Origin of the sequence: Paraburkholderia tropica, from assembly GCF_900109265.1 — a bacterium.
GTDB lineage: Bacteria > Pseudomonadota > Gammaproteobacteria > Burkholderiales > Burkholderiaceae > Paraburkholderia > Paraburkholderia tropica.
In genome coordinates, this window is the sequence record NZ_FNZM01000002.1 from 191,425 (window position 1) to 211,536 (window position 20,112).

Annotated in this window: 15 protein-coding genes; 11 read left to right on the forward strand and 4 right to left on the reverse strand. The window is 66.1% G+C overall.

The features are described 5' to 3' along the window. Positions 1–82 precede the first annotated feature (82 nt). From araG to BMY06_RS03305, 8 genes are all read left to right on the forward strand, one after another. On the forward strand, positions 83–1,594 hold the full coding sequence (araG, locus tag BMY06_RS03230) for an L-arabinose ABC transporter ATP-binding protein AraG (RefSeq protein ID WP_065063111.1): 1,512 nt from the start codon (positions 83–85) through the stop codon (positions 1,592–1,594). A gap of 13 nt (positions 1,595–1,607) precedes the next feature. Continuing rightward, positions 1,608–2,648, forward strand: coding sequence for an L-arabinose ABC transporter permease AraH (araH, locus tag BMY06_RS03235; protein WP_074981509.1), 1,041 nt, complete (start codon positions 1,608–1,610; stop codon positions 2,646–2,648). A gap of 39 nt (positions 2,649–2,687) precedes the next feature. Beyond that, entirely contained in the window at positions 2,688–3,488 is an 801-nt protein-coding gene (locus tag BMY06_RS03240) for an SDR family NAD(P)-dependent oxidoreductase (protein ID WP_074981511.1), read from the forward strand. Next, positions 3,485–4,417 carry an SMP-30/gluconolactonase/LRE family protein gene (locus tag BMY06_RS03245; RefSeq protein WP_074981513.1) on the forward strand — a complete coding sequence of 311 codons (933 nt, stop codon included), beginning with the start codon at positions 3,485–3,487 and terminating at the stop codon, positions 4,415–4,417. The genes BMY06_RS03240 and BMY06_RS03245 overlap by 4 nt, the downstream gene beginning before the upstream one ends. Positions 4,418–4,798: 381 nt before the next feature. Further along, positions 4,799–5,989 carry an aldose 1-epimerase gene (locus BMY06_RS03250; RefSeq protein ID WP_080180186.1) on the forward strand — a complete coding sequence of 397 codons (1,191 nt, stop codon included), beginning with the start codon at positions 4,799–4,801 and terminating at the stop codon, positions 5,987–5,989. Positions 5,990–6,267: 278 nt separating this feature from the next. Beyond that, positions 6,268–7,083 (forward strand): orotidine-5'-phosphate decarboxylase, encoded by an 816-nt coding sequence (gene pyrF, locus BMY06_RS03255; protein WP_065063119.1) that lies wholly within the window; start codon positions 6,268–6,270, stop codon positions 7,081–7,083. Between the two features lie 776 nt (positions 7,084–7,859). Next, positions 7,860–12,224 (forward strand): ESPR-type extended signal peptide-containing protein, encoded by a 4,365-nt coding sequence (locus BMY06_RS39465; protein WP_080180185.1) that lies wholly within the window; start codon positions 7,860–7,862, stop codon positions 12,222–12,224. 57 nt (positions 12,225–12,281) lie between these two features. Further along, positions 12,282–13,232: an OmpA family protein gene (locus BMY06_RS03305; protein ID WP_074981515.1), complete on the forward strand. Its 951-nt coding sequence runs from the start codon at positions 12,282–12,284 to the stop codon at positions 13,230–13,232. A 113-nt stretch (positions 13,233–13,345) separates the two neighbouring features. Here BMY06_RS03305 and BMY06_RS03310 read toward each other — a convergent pair whose 3' ends face one another. From BMY06_RS03310 to thiL, 4 genes are read right to left on the reverse strand one after another with little or no spacing between them, the layout of a single operon-like run. Beyond that, the gene (locus BMY06_RS03310; protein WP_065065167.1) at positions 13,346–13,906 is read right to left on the reverse strand and encodes a cupin domain-containing protein; all 561 of its coding nucleotides are present in this window, start codon (positions 13,904–13,906) and stop codon (positions 13,346–13,348) included. Between the two features lie 59 nt (positions 13,907–13,965). Next, positions 13,966–14,466 (reverse strand): CinA family protein, encoded by a 501-nt coding sequence (locus BMY06_RS03315; protein WP_065065166.1) that lies wholly within the window; start codon positions 14,464–14,466, stop codon positions 13,966–13,968. 49 nt (positions 14,467–14,515) lie between these two features. Further along, positions 14,516–15,139 (reverse strand): phosphatidylglycerophosphatase A family protein, encoded by a 624-nt coding sequence (locus BMY06_RS03320; protein WP_173816775.1) that lies wholly within the window; start codon positions 15,137–15,139, stop codon positions 14,516–14,518. Then, complete coding sequence (gene thiL / locus BMY06_RS03325) at positions 15,129–16,142, reverse strand: thiamine-phosphate kinase (RefSeq protein ID WP_074981518.1); 1,014 nt, start codon at positions 16,140–16,142, stop codon at positions 15,129–15,131. Before thiL ends, BMY06_RS03320 begins: the two co-directional genes overlap by 11 nt. Positions 16,143–16,326: 184 nt before the next feature. On the opposite strand from thiL, the gene BMY06_RS03330 reads away from it, so the two are divergent. From BMY06_RS03330 to BMY06_RS03340, 3 genes are all read left to right on the forward strand, one after another. Beyond that, a complete protein-coding gene (locus tag BMY06_RS03330; RefSeq protein WP_065065164.1) occupies positions 16,327–18,621 on the forward strand; it encodes an NADP-dependent malic enzyme in 2,295 nt (764 codons plus the stop codon). 455 nt (positions 18,622–19,076) lie between these two features. Next, entirely contained in the window at positions 19,077–19,448 is a 372-nt protein-coding gene (locus BMY06_RS03335; RefSeq protein ID WP_373681568.1) for a ribonuclease, read from the forward strand. Positions 19,449–19,464: 16 nt separating this feature from the next. Then, positions 19,465–20,037, forward strand: coding sequence for a barstar family protein (locus BMY06_RS03340; protein WP_065065163.1), 573 nt, complete (start codon positions 19,465–19,467; stop codon positions 20,035–20,037). Positions 20,038–20,112: the final 75 nt, after the last annotated feature.

The following is a 20,112-nucleotide window of genomic DNA, read 5'->3' on the forward strand; positions in this document are numbered from 1 at the left end:
GTTTCCCGCTGCGGGGCGGCGGCCGGTCCGATGACGGATTCGGCCGCCGTGCCCGCAGCGTATCGAATGAGAGGAAACCGACGTGTCAGCGACACTGCGTTTTGACAATATCGGCAAGGTGTTCCCAGGCGTGCGCGCGCTCGACGGCGTGTCGTTCGAGGTGAACGCCGGCGAAGTGCACGGCCTGATGGGCGAAAACGGAGCGGGCAAGTCCACGCTCCTGAAGATTCTTGGCGGCGAATATCAGCCCGATTCGGGCCGCATTCTCGTCGATGGCAACGAAGTGAAGTTCGCGGATGCCGCGGCCTCGATCGGTTCGGGCATCGCCGTGATTCACCAGGAACTGCAATACGTGCCCGACCTCACGGTCGCGGAGAATCTGCTGCTGGGCGCGCTGCCCAATGCGCTCGGCTGGGTGAAGCGCGGCGAGGCGCGCAAGTTCGTGCGCGAGCGTCTTGCGTCGATGGGCGTGGATCTCGATCCGGCCGCGAAGCTGCGCAAGCTCTCGATCGCGCAGCGCCAGATGGTGGAAATCTGCAAGGCGCTGCTGCGCAATGCGCGCGTGATCGCGCTCGACGAACCCACGAGTTCGCTCTCGCACCGCGAGACCGAAGTGCTGTTCAAGCTCGTGCGTGAACTGCGCGCCGACAATCGCGCGCTCATCTACATCTCGCACCGCATGGACGAGATCTACGAGCTGTGCAACGCCTGCACGATCTTCCGCGACGGCCGCAAGGTCGCCTCGCACGAGAAGCTCGACGAGGTGAAGCGCGAAACGCTCGTGGCGGAAATGGTGGGCCGCGAGATCAGCGACATCTACAACTACACGCCGCGCGAGCACGGCAACGTGCGCCTCGCGGTGCGCGGCATCGAAGGGCATCCGCTCAACGAGGCGGCCAGCTTCGAGGTGAAATCGGGCGAGATTCTCGGCTTCTTCGGTCTGGTGGGCGCGGGCCGCAGCGAACTGATGCAGCTCGTCTACGGCACGCACAAGCGCAAGGCGGGCGAGATCGAACTCGACGGCAAGCGCATCAGCGTGAAGAGCGCGAGCGACGCGATTCGCAACGGCATCGTGCTGTGCCCGGAGGATCGCAAGGAGCAGGGCATTGTCGCGATGGCCACGGTGTCGGAGAACATCAACATCAGTTGCCGCCGCCATTTCCTGCGCGCGGGCATGTTCCTCGACCGCAAGAAAGAGGCCGAAACGGCGGACCGCTTCATCAAGCTGCTGAAGATCAAGACGCCGAGCCGCCGCCAGAAGATCCGTTTTCTCTCGGGCGGCAATCAGCAGAAAGCGATTCTGTCGCGCTGGCTCGCGGAGCCGGACCTGAAGGTCGTGATTCTCGACGAACCCACGCGCGGCATCGACGTGGGCGCGAAGCACGAAATCTACAACGTGATCTATCAGCTTGCCCAGCGCGGCTGCGCGATCGTGATGGTGTCATCGGAATTGCCTGAAGTGCTCGGCGTGTCGGACCGCATCGTGGTGATGCGCGAAGGCCGGATTTCGGGCGAGTTGCCGCGCAGCGCGGCGAGCGAACACGCGGTGCTGGACCTCGCGCTGCCGCAAGGCGCGCAGCGTCGCGCCGCATGATGGGGAAGGAGTGATGCAAATGCAACGAGACAATCTTGCGGCCGAAGCCGCCGACGCAGCGAAGAGCGTGGCGCACAGCGCCGCCGACGCGCTGATCCCGAAGACCAGCGACAAGCAGAAGTGGTGGCAGCAGATCACCGAGTACAGCCTGATCGTGATTTTCGCGGTCATGTTCATCACGATGTCGCTGACCGTCGATCACTTCTTCTCGATCGAGAACATGCTGGGTCTTGCGTTGTCGATCTCGCAGATCGGCATGGTGGCCTGCACGATGATGTTCTGCCTCGCCTCGCGCGACTTCGACCTCTCCGTGGGCTCGACCGTGGCGTTCGCGGGCGTGCTCTGCGCGATGGTGCTCAACGCGACCAACAACACCTTCATCGCGATCGTCGCGGCGGTGGCGGCGGGCGCGGCGATCGGCTTCGTGAACGGCGCGGTCATTGCGTATCTGCGCATCAACGCGCTGATCACCACGCTCGCGACGATGGAAATCGTGCGCGGCCTGGGCTTCATCGTTTCGCATGGCCAGGCTGTGGGCGTGTCGTCGGATACGTTCATCGCGATGGGCACGATGGCCTTCTTCGGCGTGCAACTGCCGATCTGGGTCACGCTGTTCTGCTTCATCGTGTTCGGCGTGATGCTCAATCAGACCGTGTACGGGCGCAACACGCTCGCCATCGGCGGCAATCCGGAAGCGTCGCGGCTCGCGGGCATCAAGGTCGAGCGCACGCGCGTGTGGATCTTCCTGATTCAGGGCGCGGTGACGGCGCTGGCGGGCGTGATTCTCGCCGCGCGCATCACCTCGGGTCAGCCGAACGCGGCCGAAGGTTTCGAGCTGAACGTGATCTCGGCGTGCGTGCTGGGCGGCGTGTCGCTGCTGGGCGGCCGCGCGACGATCTCGGGCGTGGTGATCGGCGTGCTGATCATGGGCACGGTCGAGAACGTGATGAACCTGCTCAACATCGACGCGTTCTATCAGTACCTCGTGCGCGGCGCGATCCTGCTCGCGGCGGTGCTGCTCGACCAGTTGAAGAACCGCGGCGCGCGCGATTAAGCCCGCGGCCACGACTCAAAAAACCAGGAAGCTCAACGTATGTCTTCACCCGCCAATGCCGTCGCGCGCCACGCGCATGAAAACTTCGCGCGTTATCCGAGCCTTGCGGACCGCGTCGTGTTGATCACGGGCGGCGCGACCGGCATCGGCGCGTCGTTCGTCGAGCACTTCGCGGCCCAGGGCGCGCGCGTGGCGTTCTTCGATATCGACGCGACGGCGGGCGAAGCGCTCGCCGACGAACTCGGCGACTCGCGTCACAAGCCGCTGTTCGCGCGCGTCGATCTCACCGATATCGCCGCGCTGCGTGCCGCCATCGCCGACGTGAAGGCCGCGCTCGGTCCGATCGAGGTGCTCGTGAACAACGCCGCGAACGACAAGCGTCACACGCTCGCGGAGGTCACGCCCGAGTTCTTCGACGCGGGCATCGCCGTGAATGTGCGTCATCAACTGTTCGCGGCGCAGGCCGTCGCCGAGGACATGAAAGCGGCGCGGCGCGGCTCGATCATCAATCTGGGTTCGATCAGCTGGATGCTCAAGAACGCCGACTATCCCGTCTACGTGATGAGCAAGTCGGCGGTGCAGGGACTCACGCGCGGGCTCGCGAAGGATCTCGGCCAGCACGGCATTCGCGTGAATTCGCTGGTGCCGGGCTGGGTGATGACGCAGAAGCAGCGCGACCTGTGGCTCACCGACGAAGGCCGCGAGGCGATCAAGCGTGGCCAGTGCATCGACGCCGAACTGCTGCCCGAAGACCTCGCGCGCATGGCGCTCTTTCTGGCCGCCGACGACAGCCGCATGATCACTTCGCAGGACATCGTGGTGGACGGAGGCTGGGCATGAGCGATCAGCTTCAACCGGCGCGAGGCGACGTCGCCGAACTGCTGGTGCACGCGCAGAATGCGCTCGGCGAAGGCGCAACGTGGTGCTCGCGCAGCGGGCGGCTCTACTGGAACGATATCGAAGGCGCGAGCCTGGCGCGTTACGACGCGGCCGACGGCTCGCATCGCGTCTGGCCGATGCCCGAGCGTCTCGCGTGCTTCGCGCTTTGCGAAGACGCGGACACATTGCTGATCGGGCTCGCCTCGCGGCTTGCGTTCTTCGATCTGCGCACGGGCGAGATCACGCCGATCGTCGACGTGGAACCCGATCTGCCGACGCGTCTGAACGACGGCCGTTGCGACCGTCAGGGCCGCTTCGTGTTCGGCACGAAGTACGAGCGCAAGCCGTTCGAAAAGATCGGCGGCTTTTATCGGCTCAATCACGATCTCACGCTGGAGAAACTGCCGCTGCCGGTGGCGGCGATTTCGAACAGCATCGGCTTCAGTCCCGACGGCGGCACGATGTATTACGCCGATTCGTTCACGCGCGAGATTCGCGCCTGCAATTACGGCGCCGATGGAACGATTGCAAACGATCGGCTCTTTGTGCAGGTGCCGTCGCACGAAGGCGAGCCGGACGGTTCGACGGTCGACAGCGAAGGCGGCCTCTGGAACGCGCAGTGGGCGGGCGAATGTGTCGTGCGCTACGGCCCGGACGGCGTGGAAACCGAGCGCATCCGCGTGCCCACGGTGCAGCCGACCTGCGTGACGCTCGGCGGCGAAGACTATTCGACGCTGTATGTGACGAGCGCGCGCGACGGCCTCGACAGCGACACGCTGGCGCGCGAACCGCACGCGGGCGGCGTGTTCGTGGCGCAGACGCGCCGCACGGGGCTCGCCGAGCCGCGCTTCCTGGGTGGCTTCCAGGGCGGTGTCCAGGGTAAACGGTAAGGAAAGCGAACGATCGTTCGTCGTGTGAGGGCGTGCTCGCCGACGCGTTTGCTTGAGCGACATGAGCGCAGCGCGGAATCGTTTTCGAGCGAGGCCTGCGTTGTAGCGAGACAACAAAAAGGCGCAAAAGAGCGGCGCGGATGCGCGTCGGTGTGGCGCCAAACCGCCGCCGTCTCTAAGGTGCTAGCTGTACAAGGCAGCACGAATCAGCACGTATCAGCACGATTCAGCAGGACTTGAACAAGAAGCGGCCGTCACACGACGCAGGCAGCGCGCGGCGATCGAAGCGCGCTGAAGGACCGTCGTGGCGATGCGACCGGCAGGCCGCCAATGCGCCGCCATCCTGGGCGGCGATCCATCATGCCTCTCGAGGAGCCGCTCATGAGCGTCGCGAATTCCGCTTTGCGTCCAACAGCTCGTTCCCGTAACGCTTCCCGGTCGCCGCTTGCCTCCGGCACGGCCGACCCCGCCGCATCGCCGCCCGCCGCCGGTTCGCCCGCCGCCGCGCGCCGCGCGCGGCTGGAAGCGACCACGCATCCCGTCATGCCGGGGCCGAGCACGTCCGCCGTGGCCATCGGCGCGGCCGGCACGGGCGACGTGGCCTGCGTCAGCCTCATCAACGCGTATCTCCGTCTGGACGTCGCGCCGCAACTGGGCGGCGGCATCACGCGCTTCGACTGGCGCAGCGAAGGCGCGCTCGAACCCGTGTTCCGCCGCTGCGAGCAGGTGAGCGCGCGCATGGACCCGAACGAACTGGCGTGCTATCCGCTGCTGCCGTATTCGAACCGCATCGCCGCCGGGCGCTTCCAGTTCGGCGGCCGCGACGTCGAAATCGCCCGCAACCGCGCGAGCGAGGCGCTGCCGATTCACGGCGACGGCTGGCTGGCGAACTGGAGCGTCGAGAGCGCCGAGCGCGAGCACGTGCGTCTCGTGCTCGACCGCAGCGATGGCGAGCCTTACGCGTATCGCGCGGCGCTCACCTACGCGCTGGACGGCCCGACGCTCGCGATGTCGCTCGAAGTGGAGAACGTGGGCCGCGAGGTGCTGCCGTTCGGGCTGGGCGTCCACCCGTTCCTCGCGCGCGACGCGAGCACCGAACTCTCCGCGCCCGCAAGCGGCCTGTGGCTCTCGGGCGCCGACTGGCTGCCGGTGCGCCACGTGCCCGCGCCGCCCGCCTGGCAGTTCGGCATTGCGTATCCGCTGCCCGAGCAGATGGTGAATCACGCGTTCAGCGGCTGGAGCGGCCGCGCGGCCGTGGTCTGGGAACGCCGCCGCCTGTCGCTGTCGATCTGCGCGAACACCGACTATTACGTGCTCTACACGCCGCCGGGCGAGAACTTCTTCTGCTTCGAGCCCGTCGATCACCCGATCAACGCGGTCAATCTGGCGGGCGGCGGCGGCGCGCACGGCATGACCGTGCTCGCGCCGGGCGAGCGCCTCGCGCGCCGCTTCAGCTTCACGGTCGAGCGGATGGATTTGCGCGCGGCGGCCAACCCGCACCGCACGGGCGCGCGGGGCCGGACCGGCGCGCGCGGGCCGAAGGGCGGCCGGGCGCGCACGCAGGGGGCATGAAGGTGGCCTGACGGTGGCCTGAAGACCGGCTGAACCCGGCGGGGTTCGGCGACGCCTACGGCCAATCCGGCGGCGGCGCGCCCGGCCTCGCGGCGTTTCCTCCGATCATTGGGCGCTCCGGGACCGGACGCCGCGAGTTCTCGCCTGATGCCGCTTCCCGTGCTACTTCCCGCCGCCGCGTGCGGCGCTCCCGGGAAGCCGCCTGCCAAGCCGGTTAAAATACGCGCCGTTTCCCCTGTTTCCCTTTTCCCTGCACCGGGCTCGCCGCCCGATCCATCATGACCTCGTTCACCCAAGACCTCGCCGCCGCCTGGCAGCGCACCGGCTCGCTGCTGTGCGTCGGCCTCGATCCCGAGCCCGCGAAGTTCCCGGCCGCGCTGGCCGGCCGCAGCGACGCGATCTTCGAATTCTGCCGCGATATCGTCGACGCAACCGCGCCCTACGCGTGCTCGTTCAAGCCCCAGATCGCCTATTTCGCCTCGAATCGCGCCGAAGACCAGCTCGAAGCGCTGATCGCGCACATCCACGAGAAGCATCCGGGCCTGCCGGTGATTCTCGATGCCAAGCGCGGCGACATCGGCAGCACGGCGGAGCAGTACGCCCGGGAAGCCTTCGAGCGCTTCAAGGCCGACGCCGTGACGGTCAACCCGTACATGGGCTTCGACTCGATCGAGCCTTACCTCGCCCACGCGGGCAAGGGCGTGATCGTGCTGTGCCGCACGTCGAACCCCGGCGGCTCCGATCTGCAATTCCTCACCGTCGACGGCAAGCCAGTCTACCAGGTCGTGGCCGACCTCGCCGCGAACAAGTGGAACGCGAGCGGCGAACTCGGACTGGTTGTGGGCGCAACGTTCCCGAAGGAAATCGAGATCGTGCGCGGCATCGTCGGCGACATGCCGCTGCTGATTCCGGGTATCGGCGCACAAGGCGGCGACGTGGAAGCGACCGTCAAGGCCGGTCGCAGCGCCAACGGCACCGGCATGCTGATCAACTCGTCGCGCGCGATCATCTTCGCGAGCAAGGGCGAGGACTACGCGCAAGCGGCTGCAACGGCTGCTGAAAAGACGCGCGACGCGATCAACGCCTGCCGTTGATGCATTCAGGCGAACGGTTCGGTATTCGAATCGTTCGCCTCTCAGTTTTTCGATCTGACACACAAAAAGATTCAGAAAACGTCAGATCGCTCACTCAGATTTTAAGAACCGTCTGATTCGTCGCACCCCCGTCTGTTCTTAACATGGCATGGTCGATGTGGAATTTGCGATGCCCGGATGTTAAACGCCGCAAATTTCCCGCTGCCTGGGCCTCAGGCGGCGCGCCGTGCAGCTGACTGCATCGTGCCTCGATCCGCTGGCGTCGTGACGGCAAGCATCGTCACGACACCTGGTTGGGCCGCCCACGCGGCCCGCTGACCGGGGCGCTCTCGCGCTCGTAGCGATCGGTAGAACCGATCTGCAGGAGTCTGGACGGGTTCTGTCATGAAAATCACCATTTTTCGCGCCGCGAGGATCTCGATTCTCGCGTGCGCGAGCACGTCTGCGTTCGCAGGGAGCGATCCGTCACGGACTCGCTTGAACAATTCCAGGTCGATGCGAGGTGCGCCGTGCGGATGAACCGGTAACGGCGGCCGTGCCGCTGTCGCGCGCCCTCACAGGCCAGAGGAGCAGCCGACGGGCGGCACACGCCGACCACCATTGACGTGCAGATAACCGGCGCGCCCACGTTCCTGTGCGCGCGCCGCTGGAACAAGAGCGCTTCGCCTGACAAGTCGACCCTCGCGGTCGCCAGCAAGCGCAGGCCGGAACTGAATTGACGCCGGGGCTCGACGAGATCAGGCCACGGGAACAAGGGAATTATTAAGGATTGCAAAATGAACAAGGCATATAGATCGGTTTGGAACGAATCCACGGGCACGTGGACGGCGGTGCAGGAAACCGCGAAGGGGCGCGGCAAGAGCAAGTCGCGGACGAAGGTGTCCGCGGCCGCTTCGTCGTTGGTGACCGCTGGCGTGCTGGGCAGCCTGTCGCTTTCCGCGCACGCGGCGGGAACGATTTCGGATAGCGGCGGCGTCGCCGTGATCGCCGATAACTGTGCAGCGGGCACGGCGGCCTCGGCCCCTGGCGCGAACGCGCTGGCGGAAGGGTGCAGTGCGAGCGCCTCGGGTTCCGGTTCGGTCGCTCTGGGCGCAGGCGCCGGTGCGCTTGGCGCCAACGCCATTGCTATCGGCAATGGGGCGAAAACGTCCCAGCTCGGCGGCGTGGTGATCGGGGCGGGTGCGGTGAGCGATCCGGGCAACGACGCCGGTGGCAACCCCGTGAACGCCAACGTGGTCATTGGGGTAGGCGCAACGGCCTCCAACTCATCCTCGATTGTGATTGGCGCGTCCAGCACCGCCTCGCAGACTGGCGGGACCGTGGTGGGCGTGCGCAGTACCGCAAGCGGCAACCGCTCTACCGCCTTGGGTTTCGTTGCCACCGCCAGCGGTGACTATTCGGTGGCGCTCGGCCGCGCCTCAGTCGCAGCGGGAGCGACCAGCGTGGCGATGGGTGATAGTTCCCTTGCTTCGGGGAGCAACGGCGTTGCATTGGGCGGCTCCGCGAAAAGCACCGACGTCGGCGGGATTGCGATTGGCGGGACGGCGACCGCGCAAGGCGCGAACAGCATCGCGCTGGGCTACAGCGCGATAACGTCGTCGCTGAACTCCGCGTCGGCGCAGAACTCCATCGCGATTGGCTCGTCGGCAGCGACGTTGGGCAACGGTGGCGTGGCGATGGGGACGAACGCCAACGCGGTGACATACGGCACCGCGATCGGCAACGGCGCAACGGTTTCGAGCGCCGATGGCAATAACTCGGGCTCGGCAATCGGTTCGCTTTCGTACGCGAATGGTGTGTCGAGCGCCATGGGCTACAAAGCCACGGCGGGTGGTTCGTGGAGCACGGCGTTCGGCCCCACGGCAAACGCCGGTGGCGCGAACTCCGCTGCGGTGGGCTACGGCGCAAACGCAGCGGGGTCAGGCGCGCTCGCAATGGGGTATGGCGCGATCGCAACAATCGACAACACGATTGCAATCGGCTCGAGCGCGAAAGGCACCGTCGCGGGCGCGATTGCGATTGGTCAGGCGAGCACTTCGCAAGGCACGAACAGCATCGCGCTAGGCAACAACACCAAGAGCGGCTCGACGTCGACTGCCGACGGCAACATCGCGATTGGCGAGAACGCGTCGATCTTGAACAAGGGCTCCGGCATCATCGTGATGGGCCGTAATGCGAAGCTCAAGGCCGACGGCGGCACGCCGAGCATCACGGGCGACGGTTCGATCGTGATCGGTGACGGCGCAAGCATCTTCGGGGGCAATAGCACCGCGCTCGGCGCGAACACGAGTTCGCTGTACTCGGGCGCGACGCTCGTCGGCGCGGGCGCGACTTCGACGGCGCTGGGAGGCGGCACGGCGCTCGGAGGGGGCGCATCGGTGTCGGCCAGCGGCGCTGTCGCACTGGGTAGCGGCTCGCTCGCGAACCGCGCCAATTCGGTCTCCGTCGGCTCGGTCGGCGCGGAGCGTCAGGTCGTCAACGTGGCGGCCGGCGCAGTCAATCCGACCAGCACCGATGCGGTGAACGGCTCGCAGCTCTACGGCGTGGCCAGCTCCGCGGCCAGCGCGCTCGGCGGCGGCGCCGCGGTGAATCCGGACGGCTCGATCTCGAACCCGACGTATGTCGCGAATGGCTCGACGTTCAACGACGTCGGCGGCGCGATCACGAACCTGAGCGGCGCGGTCGACAACATCAACAGCACCGTCAACAACATCGCGAACGGCGGTGGCATCAAGTATTTCCACACGAATTCGACGCTGGCCGATTCGGCCGCGAACGGCGCGAACTCGACGGCAATCGGGCCGGCGGCCGTCACTTCGTTTGCCGACGATATTGCGATTGGTGATGGCGCTGCGGCAAGCCGCCCTGGCTTCAGCAACCAAAGCGCCAACATCGCGCTGGGTGCGAGCGCGTCGGCGCAAGGCCTTCGCTCGATTGCGATCGGCTACGGCGCGCAAACGAATACCGGTTCGCTCTATAACAACTCATCCGATATCGCGATTGGTCAGTCCGCGTTTGCTGAAGGTTTTAACTCGGTCGCGCTCGGCAACAATGCGAATGTCGGTACGGCGGGTATTGACGGCTACAACGTCGCCGTAGGCTCGAATTCGTACGCGAAACCAACGGGCGCCGTGGCGTTCGGCGGATCGTCGACGGCTGCGGCTTCGAATGCCACGGCGATGGGCGCGACCGCTTACGCAGGCGGAAGCGGCTCGACGGCATTGGGCAAAGCCTCGACGGCGAGCGCGGCGAATGCGATCGCGATCGGTAGCGGTGCGAATGCGTCGGTTTCCAATTCGGTGGCGCTGGGTAACGGCGCGACGACGGCTGCTGCTGTCGGCACGGCGAATGGCGTCATCGGTGGTCAGACGTTCACGTATGCAGGCGCAACGCCGACCGGCGTGGTGAGCGTGGGCGCGGCAGGTGCCGAGCGTCAGGTGACGAACGTCGCGGCAGGTCGTGTGACGTCGACGAGCACGGATGCGGTGAACGGCTCGCAACTGTACGCGACCAACACGCAGGTGACGGCGAACACGACGAGCATCAGCAATCTGCAAGGCTCGGTGACGACGCTGCAAGGCAATGTCACGACGCTGCAAGGCCAGATCACGAACATCAACGGCAAGCTCGCCGATGCGGTGCTGTACGACTCGACGTCGCATAACTCGGTGACGCTGGGTGGCGTGGGCGCAAGCACGAACGTCAAGCTGACGAATGTGGCGGCAGGCACGCTGTCGTCGACGAGCACGGATGCGGTGAACGGTTCGCAGCTCTACGCGACGAACTCGAACGTGTCGAACGTTTCGAACACGGTGAACAACATCGTGAACGGCAGCTCGGGCATCAAGTACTTCCACACGAACTCGACGCTGGCCGATTCGGCCGCGAACGGCGCGAACTCGACGGCAATCGGGCCGGCGGCCGTCGCTTCGTTTGCCGACGATATTGCGATTGGCAATGGCGCTGCGGCAGGCCGCAATGGATTCAATGGGCAAGGCGGCAGCGTCGCGCTGGGTGCGAGCGCATCAGCGCAAGGCTATCGTTCGATTGCGATCGGCTATGGCGCGCAAACGAATACCGGCTCGCTCTATGTGAACTCATCCGATATCGCGATTGGCCAGTCCGCGTTTGCCGAGGGCATGAACTCGGTCGCGCTCGGCAACAATGCGAATGTCGGTACGGCGGGTATTGACGGCTACAACGTCGCCGTAGGCTCGAATTCGTACGCGAAACCAACGGGCGCCGTGGCGTTCGGCGGATCGTCGACGGCTGCGGCTTCGAATGCCACGGCGATGGGCGCGACCGCTTACGCAGGCGGAAGCGGCTCGACGGCATTGGGCAAAGCCTCGACGGCGAGCGCGGCGAATGCGATCGCGATCGGTAGCGGTGCGAATGCGTCGGTTTCGGACGCAGTGAACGTCGGTCAGATGAACGCGGCGATCTCGGCGGTGCAGAACATGGCGGAAAACGCCACGGATCCGATGTTCACGGCAAGCGGCGATCGCAACACCGAAGCCGCCAAGGCGAGCGGCACGCACGCCACGGCGGGCGGCGCCAACTCGCTGGCCAGCGGCGAAAACTCGACGGCGATGGGCGCAGCCTCGCAGGCCACGGGCAAAAACTCGTCGGCTCTGGGCGCGAACTCGACGGCGAGCGCGGAAGGTGCAGTCGCACTCGGCGCCGGCTCGGTGGCCGATCGCGACAACACCGTGTCGGTCGGTTCGGCAGGCGGCGAACGTCAGATCGTCAACGTGAAGGCCGGTACGCAAGGCACCGACGCCGTCAACGTGAGCCAGTTGAACGATGCGGTGCTCAATGCCCAGTCGTACACGACGCAGGCGGTGGCGCAAGGCGTGCAGCAAGCCAACGCGTACACCAACCAGCAGATCGGTCAGGTTCGTCGCGAGATGAACTCGCTGGGTGCGGCGGCCATGGCGGCGTCGTCGCTGATCCCGAACGCGCGGGCGGAAGGCAACTTCCAGATGGCCGTCGCGGCGGGTACGTACGGCGGTGAAAGCGCGCTGGCGCTCGGTGCGAACTGGTACGTCAGCGACCGTCTCCTGCTGAACGCGCACGTCGCGCGTTCGACGGGCGCCGGCGGCAGCACGGGCGCATCGGTCGGTGCAACGTTCGGCTTCTGAGCGGAGCGCTAACCAGGCCCGCCACGGGAAGCCGTGGCGGGCACGGAGATTGAAGTCATGAAGAAACTATTGCTATGTGGCGCGCTGGCCACGGCGTTGTCCGCGTTGTCGAGCGCTCCGGCGTTTGCCGGCGTGGGCAGCGACGCCGAAGCGCTCATGCCCGCCGCGCAACGTCTCGCCGATCCGTATCAGCGCGGTCTGGCCGAAGGCTGGCTGGAAATCGCGGATCGTCAGGACAGCCATGTGCTCGTCTCGAAGGTCTACAACGATGCGGCGGCGCGCGCGCTCAACAACGGGCGCCACTATATCGACGGCAGCGTGCCGTTTCAGCCGGTCTACGGGCAGAAGAACTGGCCGCCCGTCGAGACGCGCGAGAAGTGGGTGAAGGCGTTGCAGGAGATCGAGCGCACCAACCAGCGCGCCGATCAGTCGCCGTGCAAGGGCGAGGACGCGGGCCGTCTGCGCGCGCTTACCGACGAAGCCTGGAAGGAACAGGACGAAACGCATGGCACGCGCTGGGTGCACGGCTGGGACGCCATCGAGCGCGCGCAGAAACTCGCGCAGAAGGTGAACGGCGAACTCGATCAGTGCGTGCCGCCGCCCGCTCCGGCTGTCGTCGTGCCGGTGGTCGCGCCGGTCGTGAAGCCGGTCTCGCTGTCGGCCGACGCGCTGTTCGATTTCGACAGCGCTGTGCTCAAGCCCGAAGGCCATCGTCAGGTTGCCTTGCTCGCGCAGCAGTGGCGCGAGTCGGGCGCGGTGCTGGGCGTGGTCGGCATCACCGGTTACACGGATCGTTTCGGTTCGGCGGCGCATAACGATCGCCTCTCGAATCAGCGTGCGGCGGCGGTGATGCGCGAGATGCAGGCGCAAGGCGTGAAGGCGCAGCGTTTCGAGATCAACGGGCGCGGGGCGTCGAATCCGGTCAAGTCGTGTCCGGGCAAGACGGCGACGCCCGCGGTGGTGGCGTGTCTCGCGCCCAACCGGCGCGTGGAGATCTCCGCGAAGTAAGCGTGCGTTCGCACGCGCTGAGCGGGGTGTGAGCCGGGCGGCGCGCGCAGCGCCGCCCGAGGATGTAGGGCGATTTGCGGCGTGTCTTCGGGCACGCCGCTTTTTTTATGCGCTCACGCTTTTTTCGCCGCCGCCGCGGGCTTGCGGAACAGTTCGATGATCGGGCGATGCAGCGGATAGCGCTCGAGCAGCGCATCGACGTCGGCGATTTCGAATTCGCTGAATTCGAAGCCCGGCGCGACCGTGCAGCCCACCAGCGCCCAGCTCGACGGATTCACGCAGCGCGCCGCGAACCAGTGGCCCGCGGGCACCACGGCCTGGAACACCGTGCCCGGATGATCGAGCGCGTGGCCGAGCTTGCGCGTGGACAGCACGCCGCGCTCGTCGATCGAATGGATCTCGATGGGCGTGCCCGCGTAGAAATGCCAGAGTTCGTCGGAACGGATGCGGTGCCAGGCGGAATAGGCGCCGTCGGCGAGCAGGAAATAGATCGCGGTCGATGCCGCGCGCGTGCCGTCCGCGTCGTTGCCGCCGTCGCGCAACACCAGTTTGTCGGAGCGATAGGTCTCGCTGTAGTAACCGCCTTCGGGATGCGGTTCGAGTCCGAAGCGGCGAATCAGTTCTTCGACCGCGCCGCTCGTCGTCGCGGTGGACGGGGTAGTCGGTTGCGTCATGGCATGCGTCTCCTGGTGGGCGAGTCCGGTCACGCGCGGGCGTGGGCATTCGCGCTTCGTCAGCGTTCCTGTTCGTCGATCAGCGCCAGCAGCCCGCGCAGCGCGTGCGCGGCGGCCTGCACGCGAATCTGGTCGCGATCGCCCTTGAAAACCAGCGTCTCGACGTTCGTGTGCAACCGGTTGCTCCAGCCGAACGACACCATGCCGACCGGCTTTTCCGGCGTGCCGCCGCCCGGACCGGCAATGCCGGTGATGGCCAGCGAAACCTGTGCCCGGCTGTTGCGCAGCGCGCCTTCGGCCATCGCGCGCGCGACCGGTTCGCTCACCGCGCCGTGTTTGTCGATCATCTCGGCGGGCACGCCGATCATTTCGGTTTTCGCCTGGTTCGAGTAGGTGACGAAACCGCGCTCGAACCAGCCGCTGCTGCCGGAGATGTCGGTGATGGCGGCGGCGACCATGCCGCCCGTGCAGGACTCGGCGGTGGCGAGCATCAGGCGCGCGTCGCGCAGCTTGTTGCCGGCGCGGATCGCGAGTTGGTGGACGACGGAATCGGTGGGCATGGCGGTGTGTCCGTGGCGGTGGCCGAGGGTGGGGGAGCGACGCGAAAAATCAGACCGACATGCGCCAGAGCGCGATCACGAGCAGCGTGAAAAAGGCGGCCACGAGGTCGTCGATCATGATGCCGAAGCCGCCTTTGAAGCGCCGGTCGAAATAGCGGATGGGCGGCGGCTTCACCATGTCGAAGAAACGGAAGATCACGAAGGCCCAGAGCTTGCCGGTGAATTCGATCGGCGTGACCATCAGCAGCACGAGCCAGAACGCGACGATTTCGTCCCAGACGATCGACGAGGGATCGTCGCTGCGCAGTTTCTTCGCCGTGAAGTCGGTGATCCAGATGCCCGCGAGAAAGCCGCCGATGATGAGCACGCCCCAGTCGAGCACGCTCAGATAGCGGTTGAGCACTTCGAACGCGGCCCACGCGAACAGTGTGCCGGCCGTCCCCGGCGCGAGCCGCGAGAGGCCCGAGCCGAAGCCGAGCGAAACGATGTGCAGCGGATGCGTGAGCATGAAAGGCGCATCGGCGCGGCGCGGGCCTTTCGGCGTGCTTGCGGTCTCGGGCCCCGGCAGCGAAGTCAGCGAGGTCAGCGATGAGGGCGGCTCCGAAGCGCCGCCGGGCGCTTCGGCATGCGTCGCGCCGTTGCCGGCGGGCGAGGGCGTGGAGTCAGTCTGCATGGAAGTGATCGAAGCCTTGCAACGTCAGGTTGAGCGGCGCGCCGGCGGCGTCGTGCCAGGCGATCGCGGGCCGCGCGTCCTGATTCGCGCCGATCCCGCCTTGAGGCGAAGTTATTGTACCGATGCGCGTCACGCGCACACCGGCCTGTTGCGCCGCCGCCTCGACATCGTCACGCCGGGCTTGCGCGGCGGTGAAACACAGTTCGTAGTCGTCGCCGCCCGCGAGCGCGCATTGCACCTGAAGCTCGCGCGGCAGACGCGCGAGCGCGGGCGAGATCGGCAGCGCGTCCACGTTGATGGCGGCGCCCACCCGCGAGCGTTCGAGGATGTGCCGCAGATCGCCGGCCAGCCCGTCCGACACGTCGAGCGCCGCGCGCGCCACGCCCGCGAGCGCGAGACCGAGCGCCACGCGCGGCTGCGGATATTCGAGCGCGCGCCGGAAATATGCGGCGTCGGCGGCGTCGACGGGCATTTGCGGCCAGTCGTTGCGCAACACCGCGAGCCCCGCGCGCGCGTCGCCGGGCGTGCCCGAGATCCAGACGTCGTCGCCGGGCTGGGCGGTGTCGCGCCGAAGTGCGACATCCTGCCGCACCGAGCCGAACACGGTGATGCAGAGATTGAGCGGCCCGGCCGTGGTGTCGCCGCCGACCAGCTCGCAGTCGTGCAGATCGGCCAGCTCGAAGAGGCCCGCGCTGAAGGCGGCGAGCCAGTCCTCGCGCGGCTTGGGCAGCGCGAACGCGAGCGTGAAGCCGAGCGGCTTCGCGCCCATCGCGGCGAGATCGGAGAGATTGACGGCGAGCGTCTTGTGGCCGAGCGCGTGGGGATCGACGTCGGGCAGGAAGTGGCGGCCCTCGACCAGCATGTCGGTCGAGACGGCCAGCATTTCGCCTGGCGCCGGCGCGATCAGCGCGCAATCGTCGCCAATGCCCAGCGCGGCGCGGCGTGTGTGTTCTCGTGCGCGCCGCGCGAAATAATGGTCGATCAGGGTGAACTCGGAAAGCATGACGAAAGGTGTATGACGAATGAATGGCGAGCCCGCTGAGCGGGCCGCCGGCGCGGCTTTGTCTCCATGGCGGTCGCGGCAGCTGCGCCTGAACTGAAAGGAATCCTGCTGGGGAATGGCGCTACAATCGGGCACATTCGCGTTCGAACTGTCATTCTAATCCGCACTCACGCCCTGCCTCCCCATGTCGAATTCCGCCACGAACAAGCTTCGCGAAGCCGCCCTCGACTATCACGAGTTTCCCACCCCCGGGAAGATCGCGATCGCGCCGACCAAGCAAATGATCAACCAGCGCGACCTCTCGCTCGCGTACTCGCCGGGCGTTGCGTTCGCGTGCGAGGCGATCGTCGAGAATCCGCTGAACGCCGCGCGCTTTACGGCGCGCAGCAATCTCGTCGGCGTCGTGTCGAACGGCACGGCCGTGCTGGGCCTCGGCAACATCGGGCCGCTCGCCTCGAAGCCCGTGATGGAAGGCAAGGCGGTGCTGTTCAAGAAGTTCGCGGGCATCGACGTATTCGACATCGAGCTGAACGAGTCGGATCCGCACAAGCTCGTGGACGTGATCGCCGCGCTCGAACCCACTTTCGGCGGCATCAATCTGGAAGACATCAAGGCGCCGGAATGCTTCATCGTCGAGCGCGAAGCGCGCAAGCGCATGAAGATTCCGGTCTTCCACGACGACCAGCACGGCACGGCCATCGTGGTGGCGGCGGCGTTCACCAACGGCCTGAAGGTCGTCGGCAAGGACATCAAGCAGGTCAAGCTCGTGGCCTCGGGTGCGGGCGCGGCAGCGCTGGCGTGTCTGGATCTGCTGGTCGACCTCGGCCTGCCGCTCGAAAACATTTTCGTGACCGACCTCGCGGGTGTGGTCTACAAGGGCCGCACCGAGCTGATGGACCCGGACAAGGAGCGTTTCGCCCGTGAAACCGAGGCGCGCACGCTCGCCGAAGTGATCGAAGGCGCCGACATTTTCCTCGGCCTCTCCGCGGGCGGCGTGCTCAAGCAGGACATGGTCAAGCAGATGGCCGCGAAGCCGCTGATTCTCGCGCTCGCGAACCCCACGCCTGAAATCCTGCCGGAACTGGCGCTGGAAGTGCGCCCGGACGCCGTGCTCGCCACGGGCCGCACGGATTATCCGAATCAGGTGAACAACGTCCTGTGCTTCCCGTTCATTTTCCGCGGCGCGCTCGACGTGGGCGCGACCACGATCACGCGCGAGATGGAAATCGCCGCCGTGAACGCCATCGCGGAACTGGCGCGCCAGGAGCAGAGCGACGTCGTCGCCACGGCCTACGGCATTCAGGATCTGCAGTTCGGCCCCGAATACCTGATTCCGAAGCCCTTCGACCCGCGCCTGATCGTGAAGATCGCGCCGGCGGTCGCCCAGGCGGCGATGGACGCGGGCGTCGCCACGCGTCCGATCGAGGACATGGACGCCTACGAACAGCACCTCCAGCAGTTCGTCTACCACAGCGGCACGACCATGAAGCCGATCTTCCAGCTCGCGCGCGCCGTGGAGCCGGAGAAGAAGCGCATCGTGTTCGCCGAGGGCGAAGAGGAGCGCATCCTGCGCGCGGTGCAGATCGTGGTCGACGAAAAGCTCGCGAAGCCCATCCTGATCGGCCGCCCGGCGGTGATCGAGCAGCGCATGGCGCGCTACGGGCTGCGTCTGGTCGCGGGTCAGGACTACACGGTCGTCAATACCGATCACGACGAGCGCTATCGCGACTTCTGGCAGACCTACGCGAAGCTGATGGCGCGCAAGGGCATCACGCCGCAAATGGCCAAGCTCGAAATGCGCCGCCGCACCACGCTGATCGGCGCGATGCTGGTGGAAAAGGGCGAAGCCGACGGCATGATCTGCGGCACGGTCAGCACGACGCACCGCCATCTGCACTTCATCGACCAGGTGATCGGCAAGAAGACGGGCTGCAACGTGTTCGCCGCCATGAACGCGCTGGTGCTGCCGAACCGCCAGATTTTCATCGTCGACACGCACGTGAACGTCGATCCCACGCCCGAGCAGCTCGCCGAAATCACGATCATGGCGGCGGAAGAAGTGCGCCGCTTCGGCATCGAGCCGAAGATCGCGCTGTGCTCGCATTCGAACTTCGGTTCGAGCAACGCGCCTTCCGCGCAGAAAATGCGCGACCTGCTGGAAATTCTCCAGGAGCGCGCGCCCGATCTGCAGGTTGACGGCGAAATGCACGGCGACGTCGCGCTCGACGCGAATCTGCGCCAGGAAATCCTGCCGGAGTCGACGCTCGAAGGCGAGGCGAACCTGCTGATCATGCCGAACATCGATGCGGCCAACATCTCGTACAACCTGCTGAAGACGGCGGCCGGCAACAACATCGCCATCGGGCCGATCCTGCTGGGCGCGGCCAAGCCGGTGCACGTGCTGACGGCGTCGGCCACGGTGCGCCGCATCGTCAACATGACGGCGCTGCTGGTCGCGGATGTGAACGCGGCGCGTTAAGTTTTGCGCGGCGTGTCACGCGCGATGTCACGCGAAGTGTCACGATAGGACCACGGATTGGCCGCCTCGGCGGCAGTCCCGAAACGGCGCGTCCGGGCTTCCGGCGCGCCGTTTTTTTGCACTTTTCAGTGTTGTAATAATTACCGGTTTGCCGCTTGTGCGGGGTCAACGGTGTGGTATCGGCGCCTGGCTGCGATTGCTTCCAGGTCCCATTAGCGATACCCTTACATCTTTCATGGTCGTCGAACGCGTAATCCCCAAGATAAAACTTGGGGCGGAAATCCATAAATGGTGCGCAGATGGCATGCATAGGACTGCCTGACGAAAATCGCGCGCAAGATGGCGTCGCATCGACCAGTCAGGTTCGAGTAAATCCTTGTTCCCCAAGAGCATTTCGCGGTCGCGCCGGCGGCGCTGCCGGTCGGCTTGGGCGCGCGGTTTCGGGCTTTTTTCTGGTGGCGGCGCTGGCGTTCGCGCAAGGCGCGGCGGCGCGCGGTTCGTCGTGGGAGCAATCCGGCGGCAACGCGGCCGACGTGCCGGTCGGAACCGTCAACGTGGGCGAGTTGCCGCGCGAGGCGGTTGCCACGCTGGGTCTGATCGGCGAGGGCGGGCCTTATCCGTACGAGAAGGACGGTGTCGTGTTCGGCAATTTCGAGCGGCAGTTGCCGCATCACCGGCGCGGCTTCTATCACGAGTACACCGTCCCCACGCCGCATGCGCGCAATCGCGGCGCACGGCGCATCGTCTGCGGCGGGCCGCTCAGGCATACCGACAACTGCTATTACTCCGACGACCACTACGCCAGTTTTAAGCGAATTGTTGAATGACACCGGGAAGAGCGGCATGAGCGATAACACTTACGCACACGACCCGCGGGTCGCGAGCGATCTGTTCGCGTCCGGCGAGGGCAACCTGTTCCAGCGCGTCATGCAGATGAAGCAGGACGATCAGCAACGCGAGGATCAGCAGCACGGCAGCGTGCACACGGACGAGGCGCATTCATCGAACGAGGCGGCCATGAGCCTGTTTTCGACCGTCAGGCCGAACATCGTCCAGTCGATCCGCGCGTTCCGCGTGCAGGATCTCGCCGACGAGGCGGAGCGTCTGAAACAGCATTTCCTGTATGCGTTCTGCGCCAATGCGCTGACCAAGCAGGAAGTGCTGGAGACCATCGCCACGTCGTTTCTGTTTCCGAAGCATTTCGGCAAGAACTACGACGGCCTGTACGACTGCCTGACCGATCTGGTGCAGAAAGCCGGCGAGCAGCCGGGCTTCGTGGTCGTGCTCGACGGTCTGCCGATCGCGCAGAAGTTCGACAAGGACGGCCGCGAGACGCTGCTCGACGTGTTCCGCGAGGCATCCGAATATTGGGCCGAGCGCGGCGTGCCGTTCCGGGTCTTTTATTCGTTCGCCTGAACGGACCGGTTTGGCGCGGTCGCCGCGCATCCATCGTCGCATTCGCGCGACACAAACGCACAGGCCCGCCTTTCG